This window comes from Actinomadura rudentiformis (assembly GCF_008923185.1).
Taxonomy (GTDB): Bacteria; Actinomycetota; Actinomycetes; order Streptosporangiales; family Streptosporangiaceae; genus Spirillospora; species Spirillospora rudentiformis.
In genome coordinates this window covers 99,249-113,523 of sequence record NZ_WBMT01000010.1, presented here as the reverse complement: position 1 = coordinate 113,523, position 14,275 = coordinate 99,249, and the positions used below count along the sequence as shown (strand labels likewise).

The 14,275-nt window shown below is 68.9% G+C and carries 10 protein-coding genes; 8 read left to right on the top strand and 2 right to left on the bottom strand.

Features of this window, described 5'->3' with window-relative positions; genetic code table 11:
* Positions 1 to 70 precede the first annotated feature (70 nt).
* A complete protein-coding gene (locus tag F8566_RS21825) occupies positions 71 to 1,825 on the top strand; it encodes an ABC transporter ATP-binding protein (protein WP_318836430.1) in 1,755 nt (584 codons plus the stop codon).
* On the opposite strand, the gene F8566_RS21820 is transcribed toward F8566_RS21825, so the two are convergent.
* On the bottom strand, positions 1,822 to 2,415 hold the full coding sequence (locus F8566_RS21820) for a hypothetical protein (protein ID WP_151562707.1): 594 nt from the start codon (positions 2,413 to 2,415) through the stop codon (positions 1,822 to 1,824). The two genes, F8566_RS21825 and F8566_RS21820, sit on opposite strands and share 4 nt — an antisense overlap.
* Positions 2,416 to 3,020: 605 nt before the next feature.
* On the opposite strand from F8566_RS21820, the gene F8566_RS21815 reads away from it, so the two are divergent.
* The 6 genes from F8566_RS21815 (at position 3,021) to F8566_RS21790 (ending at position 8,472) form a co-directional block, all read left to right on the top strand.
* Positions 3,021 to 3,905: a helix-turn-helix domain-containing protein gene (locus F8566_RS21815; protein ID WP_225993395.1), complete on the top strand. Its 885-nt coding sequence runs from the start codon at positions 3,021 to 3,023 to the stop codon at positions 3,903 to 3,905.
* 235 nt (positions 3,906 to 4,140) lie between these two features.
* Positions 4,141 to 4,386 carry a DUF397 domain-containing protein gene (locus F8566_RS21810; RefSeq protein ID WP_225993394.1) on the top strand — a complete coding sequence of 82 codons (246 nt, stop codon included), beginning with the start codon at positions 4,141 to 4,143 and terminating at the stop codon, positions 4,384 to 4,386.
* 176 nt (positions 4,387 to 4,562) lie between these two features.
* Positions 4,563 to 5,063, top strand: a complete 501-nt coding sequence (locus tag F8566_RS21805; RefSeq protein ID WP_192809796.1) for an RNA polymerase sigma factor — start codon at positions 4,563 to 4,565, stop codon at positions 5,061 to 5,063.
* Entirely contained in the window at positions 5,060 to 6,133 is a 1,074-nt protein-coding gene (locus tag F8566_RS21800) for a hypothetical protein (protein ID WP_151562701.1), read from the top strand. Before F8566_RS21805 ends, F8566_RS21800 begins: the two co-directional genes overlap by 4 nt.
* A gap of 138 nt (positions 6,134 to 6,271) precedes the next feature.
* The gene (locus tag F8566_RS21795) at positions 6,272 to 7,003 is read left to right on the top strand and encodes a hypothetical protein (RefSeq protein ID WP_151562698.1); all 732 of its coding nucleotides are present in this window, start codon (positions 6,272 to 6,274) and stop codon (positions 7,001 to 7,003) included.
* Positions 7,000 to 8,472, top strand: coding sequence for an NADH-quinone oxidoreductase subunit NuoF family protein (locus tag F8566_RS21790; RefSeq protein ID WP_151562696.1), 1,473 nt, complete (start codon positions 7,000 to 7,002; stop codon positions 8,470 to 8,472). Before F8566_RS21795 ends, F8566_RS21790 begins: the two co-directional genes overlap by 4 nt.
* A gap of 13 nt (positions 8,473 to 8,485) precedes the next feature.
* On the opposite strand, the gene F8566_RS21785 is transcribed toward F8566_RS21790, so the two are convergent.
* Positions 8,486 to 9,937, bottom strand: a complete 1,452-nt coding sequence (locus tag F8566_RS21785) for a serine/threonine-protein kinase (RefSeq protein ID WP_151562694.1) — start codon at positions 9,935 to 9,937, stop codon at positions 8,486 to 8,488.
* Positions 9,938 to 10,299: 362 nt separating this feature from the next.
* Here F8566_RS21785 and hrpA point away from each other — a divergent pair, with 362 nt between their 5' ends.
* Positions 10,300 to 14,256 (top strand): ATP-dependent RNA helicase HrpA, encoded by a 3,957-nt coding sequence (gene hrpA / locus F8566_RS21780; RefSeq protein ID WP_151562692.1) that lies wholly within the window; start codon positions 10,300 to 10,302, stop codon positions 14,254 to 14,256.
* Positions 14,257 to 14,275: the final 19 nt, after the last annotated feature.

Genomic DNA, 14,275 nt, shown 5'->3' with positions numbered 1-14,275 from the left:
GCTCATAGTTCAGTGGAATAACTATGAGCTTGACTCAGTTATGCCGGGCGTGCCTACCGAGGAGCCGCCCATGCAGTCCACGTCACCAGAGGTCCGCCGCATCCTGCGGCTGTTCCGCCCCTACCGCGGCCGGCTCGCCGTCGTCGCCCTCTTCGTCGGCCTGTCCTCGCTGGTCTCCCTGGCCTCCCCGTTCATGCTCCGCGAGGTGCTGGATGTCGCGCTGCCGCAAGGTCGCACCGGACTGCTGAGCGCGCTCGTCATCGGCATGGTCGCCGTCGCGATCGCCACCAGCGCGTTCGGGGTGCTGCAGACCTACATCTCCACCGGAGTCGGGCAGCGGGTCATGCACGACCTGCGCACCGCCGTGTACGGGCACCTCCAGCGGATGCCGCTCTCGTTCTTCACCAGGACCCGGACCGGCGAGGTCCAGTCCCGGATCGCCAACGACATCGGAGGGATGCAGTCCACGGTCACCTCGACCGCCACCTCGCTCGTCTCCAACTTCACCTCGGTCATCGCGACCTTCATCGCCATGGCGGTCCTCGAATGGCGGCTCACCCTCGTCTCCCTGCTCATGCTGCCGTTCTTCGTCTGGATCAGCCGCCGCGTCGGCAAGGAGCGCAAGCGGATCACCGGCCAACGCCAAAGGCAGATGGCCGCCATGTCGGCGATCGTCGAGGAGTCCCTCTCGGTCAGCGGCATCCTGCTCGGCCGGACGATGGGACGGTCCCGCGCGCTGACCGACGACTTCGCGGCCGAGTCCCGTGACCTGGTCGACCTGGAGATCCGGTCGAGCATGGCCGGGCGCTGGCGGCAGTCGACCATCGGCATCGTCATGTCGGCGATGCCCGCGATCATCTACTGGGCCGCCGGGCTCACCGCCGCAGGCGGCCGGCCGCTGATCTCGATCGGCACCCTGGTGGCGTTCACCACCCTTCAGGCCTCTCTCTTCCGCCCGATGGTGATGCTGCTGCAGACCGGCGTCGAAGTCCAAAGCTCTCTGGCCCTGTTCAGCCGCATCTTCGAATACCTCGACCTGCGGCCGGACATCGAGGAGCCCGCCAAGCCGACGCCGATCCAGAACGTCCGCGGTGAGGTCCGTTTCGAGCACGTGGGCTTCTCCTACGACGGCTCCCCGGCTCTGCAAGACCTCGACCTGGTCGTCCCCGCCGGCACGAGCCTCGCCGTCGTGGGCGAGACCGGCTCGGGCAAGACGACCCTGGGCTACCTCGTGCCGCGCCTCTACGACGCCACCACCGGCCGGATCACGATCGACGGCGTCGACGTCCGCGAGCTGTCGTTCGAAGACCTCTCCAACGCGGTCGGCGTGGTCTCCCAGGAGACCTACCTCTTCCACGCCAGCGTCGCCGACAACCTGCGTTTCGCGAAGCCGGACGCCACCGACGAGGACCTCCACTCCGCCGCTCGCGCCGCGCAGATCCACGACCACATCATGAGCCTCCCCGACGGCTACGACACGATGGTCGGCGAACGCGGCTACCGGTTCTCCGGCGGCGAGAAGCAGCGCCTGGCGATCGCCCGCACCATCCTGCGCAACCCGCCGATCCTGGTGCTGGACGAGGCGACCAGCGCCCTGGACACCCAGACCGAGCAGGCCGTCCAGGAGGCCATCGACCGCCTCGCCGAGGGCCGCACCACCATCACGATCGCGCACCGCCTCTCCACCGTCCGTGACGCCGACCAGATCATCGTCCTCGACCACGGCCGGGTGGCCGAACGCGGCACCCACGGCGAACTCCTGGCCCACGACGGCCACTACGCGGCACTGACAGCCCGCGACGGCACTCCCGTCCCCGTCGCCTAGCCACACTCGCACCGGACGCGTGGCGGAAGCCAGAGCCACGCGTCGGCCACGGTCTCCTTGCACTTCACCCGCAGGGCCCGGTACCGCTCCGGGTCGATGTAGGCCCCGTTTCCGGTGACCTCCCTGTACATCTCATCGGAGACGATGAGCCCGAGATCCGTCCCGGCGAGGTCGATCGCCTCCTTGAAGTCCGCGGCCTCCAGCATCCGGAAGAGATGGGTCACGGCACGGCCGCCCACCCCGTACTCGTCCACGAACACGAACCCCGCATGCCCGGCGACCCGCAGCCGCAACCGGGCCGCCTCGCTGAGCATCATGTTGCGCCGCCGCAGAACCGCCTTGAGATGGTGGGCGAGCGGATCCATGAGCAGGAACGCCGGCACCGCCGGTGGCAGGACGATCAGGATCCCGTCGCCCCGATCCTCATGGTGGACCGCCGGCCAGGACAGCCGGGTCATCGAGAACGCCTCCTGCACCGCCTCGTACATCACGTGACGCAGCCCGCGCTGAATTCCTTCATCGCGATACGGCGAGCCGAACGAGATGATGTCGAGAGCGAGCAGGGAAGTGTAACTCCGAGGCGCGAACACCTCGACCTCCCGGATAAGTCCGGGGGATTGCGGGAGTGTACCGATCGTTGCTGTAGGTGTTGCCCGATGGCCCCTGAGTCGTATGCTCATCACAGGTCGAGAGCCTTTCTGCGCGAGGGTTTCCTCGGTCTTCCTGGGCGGGGTTCTCGTGGCAGCGGGGACCTCGCCGGCGCTTCTGGGTCTGCCGACATTATGCTTCAGCTTTTCCTGGCATTCCGCTGGGGTTGATCTGCCGACACGCAGATAGAAGAATTCTTTTGATCCCTTGCCAACTCGATACATGGCACAGTGGGACCAGGCTTCCTGCCGCCCGTCACGCCCGGTAGCCGCGACAAAAGCGCCTGATCGGGCCGATGGTGCTGGAGGTGCGGCAGCGCGTAAAGATGTTGCCGAAAGAATGCGTCCCGACGCGTCCAGGCCATCTGCCAGTTGGCGTTCCGGTGTTCGTGCATGTCCTGCTCGCATTCTGCTGGATCCTGCTCTTGGGTGTTGGCACCCTGCTATCTCGCTGATTTAATCAAGGCGTCTCGAAGGACGGCCAACCGCAACGTGTCCGTCTGCTGGAGATCAGAATTCGATCTTTACTCGATGAGTTAGGGGTCGGCATGGCGATGCCTTCCGGGCCAGGGCCCGTGGTCCAGCGGGCGATTCTGACCAGCGAACTCCAGCGGCTCCGGCTGGCCCACGGATCCACCCAGGGGCAGGTCGCCGCGGCCCTGGATTGGTCACCGTCCAAACTCATCCGGATTGAGGGCGGCACGGTCGGCATCTCGACCACCGATCTGCATGCCCTCCTGCGTTATTACGGCCTCTCAGAAGAAGACCCGGAAGTGGCCAAAATGACCGAACTCGCGCGCGGTGGCCGGCAGCGGGGATGGTGGTCGCTCTACCGCAACGAGATGTCGTCAGAATACCTGGACTTCATTGGATATGAGGCCGGAGCCTCCGTCATCAGAAGTGTTCAGCCTCTGGTGATTCCGGGACTTCTGCAGATCGAAGACTACGCCAACGCGCTCACCATCGAATTCGTCGACTCGCACGCTGAACGTGACATCGTCGTGGAAGTGCGAATGCAACGCCAGGAGAGTGTCCTCGGCCGGCCCGACCCGCCGGAACTGCTGGTGATCGTCGATGAGGCGGCACTGCGTCGCCGGGTGGGCGGGCAGATCGACTCCGGGATCATGCCGCGTCAGTTGCGGCACATCATTGAGATGATGTCCGAAGACAGAATCTCGGTCGAGGTCATTCCTTTCGAGAACGGCGCACATTTCGGAATGATGGGGCACTTCACCATCCTCGAATTCGTTGACAGCAGGCTCGGCGACGTCATGTTCTTTGAGAATGCCCGCGGATCGGACCTGGTGACCGAGCGGCTTCCGCTGATCGCCCCTTACAAGGTCGCCTTTGAGAATCTCCGGCAGCTCGTCCTCCCGGCCGACGAGACGATCGCCTTCATTGAGGAGATCATCGGCACGATGGAGCAGGCATAGTCATCCGTCACTCTGCGTAGCGGCGCCTCGCGCAAGCCGGAACCTTGATGCCCCGGTCGTTGAAAGCTGTGCAGGCTGGTCGTCACCTTTGATAAAAAACGGATTCGCCCCCTGCGTCGCGGCAGCCCCATGGATCGCCAAAGTCTCGTGACTGGCGACCCGATCACCTGGTGTGAACGTTGATGACAGAGGGTAGTCATCTGCAGTGGGCTGTGCCGGTCTGATGGAGGAATGCGTGGAGACACCTGAACCGTCCCGTTTTGCCATCAGGAGGCGTGGGATCCTGCTTTCTGCTGCGGGCGGTGTGCGCGAAGTCGTCTGGCGCAAGGCCTCGGCCAGCGACTCGCAGGGGTGTGTGGAGGTCACCACCATGGGGTCGCACGTCTACATCCAAGACTCCAAGAGTCCTGACGGCGGCTTGGTGTTGACTCTCTCACCGCGTTCGTGGGGCGAACTGCTCGCCGCTGTCCGCGCCCTCTAACCCCGTTCTGGCCGGGGGAATCTTTCAATCCCTCTGGCGATGCTGGACGGCAGTCGGTCGTGGGCGCTGGAGTCTGTCTTCTGGAGCGGCTGGCCCGGCCGTCGTGTGTAACCTCCGCTGGTCTGCCGGACCTAAGGAGAGGACAACAGGACACGACGGCGGCAGGAGCCTTGCCTGTGAATGATGAGGAGCGCTTCACGGCGCTGTTCCGACGGCACCATGCCCAGGTGCTCGCGTATGCACTGCGGAGGACGGACACGGCGCGGGCTGAGGATGTGGTGGCCGAGACGTTTGCTGCGGCTTGGCGGCATATCGGGAAGCTGTCTGAGGAGCCGCTGCCATGGCTCTACCGGACTGCCTGGAACTGCCTGGCCAACGAGCGGCGGTCCAATGCGCGCCAGGTGCGGGTGGCGGGACGTGTCGCGGCGGAGGGCGAGGGCGTGGTCGCCGACCACGCGGCCGGAGTCGCTGAGAACGCGGAATTGATGGCGGCGCTCGGCAAACTGCCGGCCCGGGATCGGGAGGCGCTTCTCCTGGTGAGCTGGGAGGGGCTCGATCAGCGATCGGCGGCGTCCGCGCTGGGGTGCTCGGTCGCCGCGTTCAAAGTCCGGCTGCACCGGGCGCGCAAGAAGCTCGCCGCCCTGCTCGCCGTCCACGAAGCCGTCCAGGAGGCATGATGAACGATCAGGAGCTGATGGACCGGATCGCCGCGGCCAATCCAGTGCGTGTCGAGGACCTTGGGGACACGACCGAGCGGGCCGAGGCGCTGCGGAGGGAGATTCTCGCAAGGCGGTCGAGGAGCCGGCGGTGGTGGGTGTTGGTCGCTCTTCCGGTGGCGGGGGCGGCGGTCGTGTTCGGGCTGCTCCGTCCGGAATCGATTCCGAGGCAGACGCTGGTGACGAGCGGCGAGGCACACGCGATCATGCTGGCCGCCGCGCAGCGTGCCGAGAAGGCCCCGGCGAGTGGGCGCTTCTGGCACACGAAAGGCGAGGTACGGCACGTGTTCCAGCGGGACCACAGGGGAAACCGCTACGCGCTGGTGGCGACGCATGCCATCGAGGGTTGGCAGCCGTCAGACCGGCGGGACGGCGACGGGGTGTCCAACTGGAATGCGCCGCGGCTCACCCCGCTCACGGCTGATGACGCCGTCGCGTACCGGCGGGACGGCTCACCGCAGCCGAACGAGAACCCCGACCCTGACATGGGGGTGGCCGTCCAGGACCCGCCGGAGGGCCCCGAGCTCGCCGGCGACGCCATCTATGAGGGCGACGCCCGCAACCTTCCGCACGATCCGCTCAAGATGCGGCTCGCCATGCTGACGTGGGCGCGGGACCACGGCGGTCTGCCGGACAACCCCGCAGTGTGGCTGTTCCGGGAGGGTGCCGATCTCTTGAACGCGGAGTCGCAGCCCTTGCCCCGTGAGACGCGGATCGCGATCTACCGCATGATCGGCACTCTCCCGGGGGTGCGGAGCCTCGGCACCGTCAAGGATCCGCTGGGACGGCCCGCGCTGGCGGTGGCGATGACCGAGAAGACCGAGACACTCGGCGTTCTCGAATGGCGACTCTTTCTGAGCCCCTCGCGGGATCTCCTGATGGGGACGCAGGCGATGATCGTCAAGCCGGGGGCGGACACGGGCCGTATCGCCCCAGGTCAGGCTTTGTATACTTACAGTGTTCGGGCCGCGGAGTGGACGGACGGGTGCCCTCCGGGACGGCTTCCGAATGCGAAAAGACTTTGTCCTTAGCGGGGTTACGGTCTGAGAACGACCGGTTACGGTCAAGGTATCCGCGTGTGGGACGTCCGTCCGGCGAACTGACCCCGAACGGGACGCGTCGTAATTGGCCGAGGGGTTCACAAGGGGACTAGCCGAGAGGCTGAGGTGATGGCTCCCGACCATCGCAGGCTCGCGCACGAGGGGACGCGAGGGTTCGGCGTGGGGACGGGCTCGTCGCCACGGCGTGGCCCCGGCAGGCGCCGCGGACGGCGCCCGCCGGGCGGCCTGATCGTGATCGTGGTGGTGACGGCGCTGGTCGGCGGGCTGCTCGGCATGGCGATCAGCATGGGCTGGATCGGTCCCGCCGGCCGGGCGCTGGGACGGTTCCTGGACTTCTACTGCGGGGTCTTCGCGCTGGTCACGCTCTCCCTGACGGTCATGATCGGGCTGGCTGCGACGGATCGCAGGATTCTCGCGCCGGGGCACCGGGTGCACGCGCAGTCCATCCACCGGGCCCTGGCCTTCGTCGCCATCTCGATGCTGGCGGCGCATCTGGCCACGCAGCTGGCGCGGCATCGGGTGGGCGTGGTGGAGGCGTTCGTGCCGTTCTCGGCCTCGGTGACGTACGGGCTCGGGACGGTCGCGTTCTACCTGCTGGTCGTGGCGATCGCGAGCGGCATCGCGCGGGGGCGCTTCGCCCTCACCGGCAGGCCGTGGGTGTGGCGGTTGCTGCACTTGACCGCCTACGTCGCCTGGCCGATGGGCATATGGCACGGCCTGTCGGCGGGCCGGGAGGCGGCTCCGTTCGTGAAGGTGGCCTACGCGCTCTGCTTGGCCGCGGTGACACTCGCCCTGATCGCACGGCCGTTCCTGCGGCCGCGGACGGGGAGGGCATCATGATCAAGATTGCTGTCCGCCAGATCGGCCCGGGCAGGCTCACCCGGGGCCTCGAAAGCGACGGGCGCGTCGACTGGGACGCCCACCGTGGCCTGCACCCGGAACCGCGGATGCTGGAGTCCGACCGGCTGATCGCGCTCGCCGAGGCGGGGAGGCTGTGCGGCCGGGGCGGGGCGGGCTTCCCGTTCGCCCGCAAGCTGCAAGCCGTCGTCAACAGCGCGGTGCGGCGCCGCAAGCGCACCGTCGTGGTCGTCAACGGCACCGAGGGGGAGCCCGGCAGCGCCAAGGACAAGGTGCTGCTGTGCCGCGCGCCGCACCTGATCTTGGACGGGGCGGCGCTGGCCGCCACGGCGCTCGGGGCGCGCGAGATCGTGCTCGGGGTGACCGATGAGGACGCCGCCGCCTCGGTGGAGCTGGCGATCCAGGAACGGGAGCTGGGAGAGCGCGCCCGGGTCGTCCGGCTGCCGGAACGGTTCATCACAGGGGAGAGCGGCGCGCTCGTCCGCGGCATCAACGGGCGCCGCCCCATCCCGCCCGGCCGCAAGGGGCATGCCTCCACCCGCGGCGTCGACGGGCTCCCGACGCTGCTGTCGAACGCGGAGACCTACGCGCAGCTCGCCGTTCTCGCCGGGCTCGGGCCCGACGCGTACGGGAGAGTCGGCATCCCGGAGGAGCCGGGCACCGTCCTGCTGACCGTGACGGGGTCGGCGCGCTTCCCGGCGGTCGTGGAGACTCCGGCGGGGGCGCCGCTGGCCCATCTGCTGGATCTGTGCGGGAGCCGTGCGGGGGAGGGCGTGCTGGTCGGCGGGTACCACGGTGCCTGGCTCACCGGCGACATCGCCACCCGTACCCAGGTGTCGCGGGTGAGCCTCCAGGAGGCGGGCGGGACGCTCGGCGCGGGCATCGTCATGCCGCTCGGCCGGGGCACCTGCCCGATAGGGGAGGTCGCGCGCGTCGCCCGCTACATGGCCGCCGAGTCGGCAGGGCAGTGCGGGCCCTGCCGACTCGGTCTGCCCGATGTCGCGGGGGCGCTCTCCGCGCTGGCGGGAGGGCAGGACGCGGCGGACGCGCTGGAACGTGTCCGCAAGGCCGCCCGGATGGTGGTCGGGCGCGGGGCCTGCGCGCACCCGGACGGGGTGTCGCGGTTCGTCCTGACCGCGATGGACGTCTTCGAGTCGGATGCCGCCGAGCATGTGGCGCACGGCGGCTGTGGCCGCCCCGTGCTCGGCGTCCTGCCTGCGGAGACGGACGCGCAGCTGCAGCTGGAGGTCGACTGGAGCCGCTGCGACGGGCACGGGCTCTGCGCCGACATCCTGCGCGGCATCGTCCGGATGGACGAGTACAACTATCCGGTGATCCCCACGGAGCCGATCCCGGCGATGCTCGAATCGGACGCGCGGCGGGCGGTCGCCATGTGCCCCGGTCTGGCGCTCCGCCTGGTGCAGCGCGTTCCCAAGGAAGCGCGCAAGTGACCACGGGCGGGACTCAGTTCGGGCGGTAGTCCTTGAGGTATTGATCGACCTTCTGGGCGTACGGCTTGTACGCGGGCGGCACGCCGCGGGCCTTCTTCACACTGTCGACGCTCGTGCGGTAGACCCCGGCCAGGTTGAGCGCCGGATCACCCGGCACGTTCTGGATCTGGCGGCCGAGCGAGCACAGGAACCGGCCCATCGCCGGAATGGACAGCTCCGGGGTGATGTCGGCGGGCCGCGGCGCGGGGTTGTTGGACCCGCCCGGCTGCCAGTGCATGAGCACCGAGGGCGTCCACCGGGCGATGCCGTACTCGTCGGCCTTCGGATCCGACAGGTAGGGATCGAAGTTGCTCTCGGCCTTGAGCATGGCGGCGATCAAGGCGGGGCTGAGCCCCCTGACCTCGCACCAGGTGCCCGCGCGCACGATCAGGCGCCGGTACTGCGGCGGGATGCCGCGGTCGGTACGGAGCCACCGACCACCCGGGTCGCCCATGGACGCGCCGTGCTCCTTCTTGGGAGCGGACGCGCCGGGAGCCGGCTCGTCGTCTTTGGTGACCATCCACACGGTCCCGCCGGTGGCCAGCACCAGGGCCGCGACCGCGCCGCCGGCCGTCCAGAGCAGGCGGCGCCGCCGCCGGGGCCGCTTCGGGACAGGCCGGGTGTGCGGCAGGGGGTCGGTGTCGACTTTGCCGAGCGTCTGGGACAGGGCCTGGGCGAAGTCGGCGGCCGAGGCCCAGCGTCGCTCCCGTTCAGGCTCCAGGGCGCGCTGCACCACGGCGTCGATGTTGTGCGGGATGGTCGGCTGCACCTCGCTCGGCAGCCGCCGGTTCTCCGAGGGCGGCCGCCCGGTGAGCATGTGATAGGTGAGGGCGCCCAGCCCGTACACATCGGAACGCCTGTCCGGGGCGCCGTCGATCTGGGTCTGCTCGGGCGCCATGTAGCCCGGTGATCCCGCGGGCAGGGTCAGGCTGGACAGCCGGTCGTCGGTCCGGGCGATGCCCAGGTCCGCGATCATGATCCGGTCGGCGCCGTCGGTGGAACGGATCAGCACGTTGGACGGCTTGATGTCGCGGTGCACGATGCCGTGGGCGTGGAGCGCCGCCACACCGTGGGCGATCTCGCGGGCCAGGTTGAGCGCGTCGTTCAGCGGGAGGGGGCCGGCGGCGAGCAGTTCGTCGAGCGTGCCCTTGTCGGCGTAGCTCATCACGAAGTAGGGGCGGCCGTCTGGCAGCTCGCCGATGTCGAAGACCTGGACGAGCCGGTGCGAGTCGACCGACCGCAGCAGCCGCGCCTCCTGCACGAACCGCTCGCGGAGGTCGGTGCGCTGCGCCCAGTGGTCGGCCAGGATCTTGATCGCCACGGGGGCGTCCAGCTGCGCGTCGTGGCCCAGCCAGACGGCGGCGAAGCCCCCGGAACCCAGGAGCCTTTCGATCCGGTACCGCCCAGCCGCACGCGGAGTCTCCATGGTCGCCAATGATGAATGATTCGCTGCCTTACGGGGAGTCCTTTCGAGGGATCAGACATGTCACGCCGGGAGTGTCCCTTTTGCGGATCTTTCCAGGTCAACGGGCAGGCCGGTCCGTATCAAGTCCTGGAATTCGCACGCTCTGGCAAATGTTGGACATGGGGTCATCGGGTGGCATCGGGCCCTCGCGCGGAAAAATGGATCGCCTCACGGCGACCCGGGGAGCTACGGTGCCAAGGTTGCGGGGAGACCCGCTGGGAGGGCCGGCAGGCAGGGCGACCGGCGGGACCGGCCGGTGCCGGCCCGTGCCGTCCGCCCGCTGGGCGGGCCCTGCGACCCAGAGCCATATCCTTAGCGAAGGTATGAGGACGCCTGTGAAATCGCCGCTCGCCGATCTGCGCGCGCGTCTGCCGGAGCTGATGCTGCGAGATCAGCATCGGCTTCGCCGCCGTATCGACGGCACGCAGAAGATGCGGGACGCCAAGAGGCGGGACAAGGTCACCGGCGAGATAGCCGCCGACATCGACGCCGCCGAACTGCGGGTGGCCCGGCGGCGCGCGGCGATGCCCGCGGTCACCTATCCGCCGGAACTGCCGGTCAGCCAGAAGCGCGACGACCTGCTGGCCGCGATCCGCGATCACCAGGTCGTGATCGTCGCGGGCGAGACCGGATCCGGCAAGACCACCCAGCTGCCCAAGATCTGCCTGGAGCTGGGCCGCGGGATCCGGGGGGCGATCGGCCACACCCAGCCGCGGCGGCTGGCGGCGCGCACGGTCGCCGACCGGATCGCCGAGGAGCTCGCCACGCCGCTGGGCGAGGCGGTCGGCTACAAGGTCCGGTTCACCGACCACTCCAGCGACGACACGCTCGTCAAGCTGATGACCGACGGCATCCTGCTCGCCGAGATCCAGACCGACCGGCTGCTGCGCCAGTACGACACGCTGATCATCGACGAGGCGCACGAGCGCAGCCTCAACATCGACTTCCTGCTGGGCTATCTCAGGGAGATCCTGCCCCGCCGCCCCGACCTCAAGATCATCATCACCTCGGCGACCATCGACCCGGAGCGGTTCTCCGAGCACTTCGACGGCGCGCCGATCGTCGAGGTGTCCGGCCGTACCTACCCCGTGGAGGTCCGGTACCGCCCGTTCGCGGAAGACGCGGGTCCCGAGTCCGATGGCGACCAGATCCAGGCGATCCTGGACGCGGTCGACGAGCTGGCGCTGGAGGCGCCCGGTGACGTCCTGGTCTTCCTGAGCGGCGAACGCGAGATCCGCGACACGGCCGACGCCCTCCAGAAGCACTTCCAGGGCCGCAAGGGCCAGGCCACCGAGATCCTGCCGCTCTATGCCCGGCTGTCGGCGGCCGAGCAGCACCGGGTCTTCCAGTCCCACCGGGGCCGCCGGGTCGTGCTGGCGACCAACGTCGCCGAGACCTCGCTCACGGTGCCGGGGATCAAGTACGTCGTCGACCCCGGCACGGCGCGCATCTCCCGCTACAGCCACCGCCTCAAGGTGCAGCGGCTGCCCATCGAGGCGATCTCCCAGGCGTCCGCCAACCAGCGGAAGGGCCGCTGCGGCCGCGTGTCGGAGGGCATCTGCATCCGGCTCTATTCGGAGGAGGACTTCGAGTCCCGGCCCGAGTTCACCGATCCGGAGATCCTGCGGACCAACCTGGCCTCGGTCATCCTCCAGATGACCTCCCTCGGGCTCGGCGACATCGCGGCGTTCCCGTTCGTCGAGCCGCCGGACCGGCGCAACGTCAAGGCGGGCGTCGATCTGCTGCACGAGCTGGGCGCGATCGACCCCACCGAGACCGACCCGCGCAAGCGCCTCACCCCGCTGGGGCGCCGGCTGGCGCAGCTGCCGGTCGACCCGCGGCTGGCGCGGATGGTGCTGGAGGCCGACAAGAACGGGTGCGTGCGCGAGGTCCTCGTCATCGCGGCCGCGCTGTCCATCCAGGACCCGCGCGAACGGCCCGCCGAGCACCAGCAGGCCGCGGATGAGAAGCATCGCCGCTTCGCCGATCCGGCGTCCGACTTCATGGCGTACCTCAACCTCTGGAATTACCTGCGCGAGCAGCAGCGCGAGCTGTCGGGCAGCGCGTTCAGGCGAATGTGCAAGAACGAGTTCCTGCACTTCCTGCGCGTACGCGAATGGCAGGACCTGCACAGCCAGCTCCGCCAGGTCGCCAAATCGCTGGGCGTCACCGTCAACAGCGCCGACGCGCCGCCCGACCGCGTGCACGTCTCGTTGTTGGCGGGCCTGTTGTCGCACATCGGCTTGATGGACACGGATAAGAAGGACACCGACAAGAAGGACCCACGGCGGCGCGGCCACGAATACCTGGGTGCCCGCGGCGCCAAGTTCGCCGTCTTCCCCGGGTCGGCACTGTTCAAGAAGCCGCCGCGCTGGGTGATGGCCGCCGAGCTCGTGGAGACCTCCCGGCTCTGGGGGCGCATCAACGCCAAGATCGAGCCCGAGTGGATCGAGCCGCTCGCCGAGCACCTGGTCAAGCGCACCTACAGCGAACCGCACTGGTCGAAGAAACAGGCGGCCGTCCTCGCGTACGAGAAGGTCACGCTCTACGGCGTGCCCATCGTGGCCCAGCGGAGCGTCAACTACGGCCGCATCGACCCTGAGCTCTCCCGCGAGTTGTTCATCCGGCACGCGCTGGTCGAGGGGGACTGGGAGACCCACCACCAGTTCTTCCGGGACAACCGCGAGCTTCTCGAAGAGGTCGAGGAGCTGGAGCATCGCGCCCGGCGCCGCGACATCCTCGTGGACGACGAGACGCTCTTCGAGTTCTATGACGAACGGGTGCCCGACGACGTCGTCTCCGGCCGCCACTTCGACTCCTGGTGGAAGCAGGCCCGCCGGACCGAGCCAGACCTGCTCAACTTCGAGAAGTCGATGCTCATCAACCAGAGCGCCGACGACGTCAGCGAGGCCGACTACCCCGATGTGTGGCAGCAGGGGCCGCTGCGCCTCCGCCTGACCTACCAGTTCGAGCCGGGCACCGACGCCGACGGCGTCACCGTGCACATCCCGTTGCAGGTGCTCAACCAGGTCAAGCCCGACGGGTTCGACTGGCAGGTGCCGGGACTGCGCGCGGAGCTGGTCACCGAGCTCATCCGCTCGCTGCCCAAGCAGCTGCGCGTCAACTTCGTGCCGGCCCCCGACTTCGCGCGCCGCGTTCTGGAACGGGTGGCGCCGCGCACCGAGCCGCTCCTCGACGCCCTCGAACGCGAGCTCACCGCCATGAGCAGCGTGCCGATCGCCCGCGAGTCCTGGGACCTGTCCCGGCTCCCCGCGCACCTGCACCTCACCTTCCGCGTCGTCGACGACCGCAAGCGCACGCTCGCCGAGGACCGCGACCTGGACGCCCTCAAGCGCAAGCTCAAGGGCAAGGTGCGCGGCACGCTGTCCAAGGCGGCGTCGGCGGGCGGCCTCGAACGCGCCGGCCTGCGCGAGTGGACGATCGGCGAGCTGCCGCGCACCTATGAACGCAGGCAGGCCGGCTACGAGGTCAAGGCCTATCCGGCCCTGACCGACGAGGGCGACAGCGTCGCCGTGCGCATGTACGAGACGGAGGCCGAGCAGCGCCGCGCCATGTGGCGGGGCACGCGGCGCCTCGTCCTGGTGAACGCGCCGTCCCCGGTCAAGCTCATCCAGGGACGGCTCAGCAACCAAGGCAAGCTCGCCCTCAGCCACAATCCGCACGGATCGGTGGCCGCGCTCTTCGACGACTGCGTCACCGCCGCCACCGACCGGCTGATCGCCGAGGCGGGGGGACCGGCGTGGGACGAGGAGGCCTTCACCCGCCTCTACGACCACGTACGGGCCGAGCTCCACGACGCCACGGCGGCGATCGTGGCGCAGGTCGAACGGATCCTCGCCGAGTCCCACGAGATCGACCGGCGGCTGCGCGGCACCACGAGCCTGACGCTCGTGCCGTCGCTGACCGACATCCGCGACCGCCTCGGCAAGCTCATCCATCCGGGGTTCGTGACCGAGACCGGCTGGCATCGCCTGGCGGACCTGCCGCGTTATCTCCGGGCGCTGCAGATCCGGCTCGACAAGCTCCCCGAAAACCCCAACCGCGACCGTCAGCTGTCGCATCAGGTCGCGGTGCTGGAGCAGGAGTACGAGCAGACGCTGCAGCGCCTCCACCCGGCTCGCCGCGACGAGGAGGCGGCCCGGCAGATCCGCTGGATGCTGGAAGAGCTGCGGGTCAGCCTCTTCGCAGTGCAGCTCGGCACCCGCTATCCGGTGTCCGACAAACGGATCCGCAAAGCGATGGCCCAGCTCACCCCGTAGTCACAGCTCGCCCCGTAGT

Excerpts from the sequence above, each read along its gene's own strand:
- F8566_RS21825 (WP_318836430.1), top strand. The coding sequence starts at position 71 with ATGCAGTCCACGTCACCAGAGGTCCGCCGCATCCTGCGGCTGTTCCGC.
- F8566_RS21815 (WP_225993395.1), top strand. The coding sequence starts at position 3,021 with ATGGCGATGCCTTCCGGGCCAGGGCCCGTGGTCCAGCGGGCGATTCTG.
- F8566_RS21800 (WP_151562701.1), top strand. The coding sequence starts at position 5,060 with ATGATGAACGATCAGGAGCTGATGGACCGGATCGCCGCGGCCAATCCA.
- F8566_RS21795 (WP_151562698.1), top strand. The coding sequence starts at position 6,272 with ATGGCTCCCGACCATCGCAGGCTCGCGCACGAGGGGACGCGAGGGTTC.
- F8566_RS21790 (WP_151562696.1), top strand. The coding sequence starts at position 7,000 with ATGATCAAGATTGCTGTCCGCCAGATCGGCCCGGGCAGGCTCACCCGG.
- F8566_RS21785 (WP_151562694.1), bottom strand. The coding sequence starts at position 9,937 with ATGGAGACTCCGCGTGCGGCTGGGCGGTACCGGATCGAAAGGCTCCTG.
- hrpA (WP_151562692.1), top strand. The coding sequence starts at position 10,300 with ATGAGGACGCCTGTGAAATCGCCGCTCGCCGATCTGCGCGCGCGTCTG.